Here is a 1,528-nt window from a genome sequence, read left to right as displayed (position 1 = left end):
TGGCCGTCAGCCGCCAGCGCTTCTCGGCCAAGACCGGCGACTTCGTGCTGACCACACCCAACGGCGTCAATCACTTCGGCGCCATCCTCAACGTCAAGGAATACCCCGACGGCACCCACCCCGGCATTCTCAACGGGCTCAAGTACCTCGACTTCGAATACGTCGTTACCCATTCGTTCAGCCCCATGGGGCGGCACGACGCGCTCAAGGCGCTCGAGCGCACCAAAGGCATGATGATTTCGTCCGGCGACAAGGCCGTCAGCCAGATCATCGAGCTCGACCAAGCCATGGACCAGATTTCGTCCGGCAACTTTGTGCTGGGCCAGTATCACTTCACCATTGCCGTCTACGCGCCCGACCAGGCAACGCTTTCCCAGCACATCGCCACCACGCGCGCCGAGCTCTCCAACGCGGGCTTCGTCTCGATCAAGGAAGACCTGGCCGTTACCGCCGCGTTCTACGCACAATTTCCCGGCAACTGGAAGTACCGCACCCGGCTGGCGAACGTGAGCTCGCTCAACTTCCTGGGCATGTCGCCGCTGCACAACTTTGCCGGCGGCAAGCGCGACAACAACCCCTGGGGCCCATGCGTCACCACGCTGCAGACCGTCAACGGCCAGCCCTATTTCTTCAACTTTCATGCCACGCTGCCGGGCGAGAACTCGCTGGGCGAAAAGGCCATTGCCAACACCATCGTCATCGGCAAGTCCGGCACCGGCAAAACGGCGCTCATCAACTTCCTGCTCAGCCAGATCCAGAAGCTCGACCCGTCGCCCACCATCTTCTTCTTCGACAAGGATCGCGGCGCCGAAATTTTCGTGCGTGCCTGCGGCGGCAACTACCTCTCGCTGGAAAACGGCCAGCCCACCGGCTTCAACCCCTTTCACTGCGAGCGCACCGAGGCCAACGTGCAGTTTCTGAGCGACCTCGTCAAGGTGCTGGCCGCCAAGCCGGTCTACACCTCTCGTGAAGAAGACGACATCTTCCGCGCCGTCGAGGCCATGCTCGACACGCCCGAGCATCTGCGCAACATGACCAACTTTCAGAAGAGCCTGCCCAACATGGGCGACGACGGCCTCTTCATCCGCATGCGCAAATGGACCGCGGGCAACTCGCTGGGCTGGGTGTTCGACAACCCCAAGGACACCATCGACCTGCAAAAGGCCAACATCATCGGCTTCGACTACACCGAGGTCATCGACAACCCCGAGGTGCGCGTACCGGTCATCAACTACCTGCTGCACCGGCTCGACACCCTGATCGACGGCCGCCGCCTCATCTACGTAATGGACGAATTCTGGAAAATTCTCGACGGCGGCGGCGCCCTCAAGGACTTTGCCAAGAACAAGCAGAAAACCATCCGTAAACAAAACGGCATGGGCATCTTTGCGACCCAGAGCCCCGAAGACGCGCTGGGCAGCGACATCTCGGCCGCGCTCATCGAGCAGACCGCCACCATGATCCTGCTGCCCAACCCCAACGCCAGCCGCAAGGACTACATCGAGGGCCTGAAGCTCACCGAGTCCGA

Annotated in this window: 1 pseudogene; it reads left to right on the top strand. The window is 61.5% G+C overall.

From position 1 onward, the window contains the following. A pseudogene (locus EJI00_RS24815) lies at positions 1-1,528 on the top strand (VirB4 family type IV secretion/conjugal transfer ATPase); the annotation flags it as partial.

It is taken from the genome of Variovorax sp. DXTD-1 (assembly GCF_003984625.1).
GTDB lineage: Bacteria > Pseudomonadota > Gammaproteobacteria > Burkholderiales > Burkholderiaceae_C > Variovorax.
Note: the sequence above shows the minus strand (reverse complement) of the source record. Positions and strands in the feature narration are given on the sequence as shown.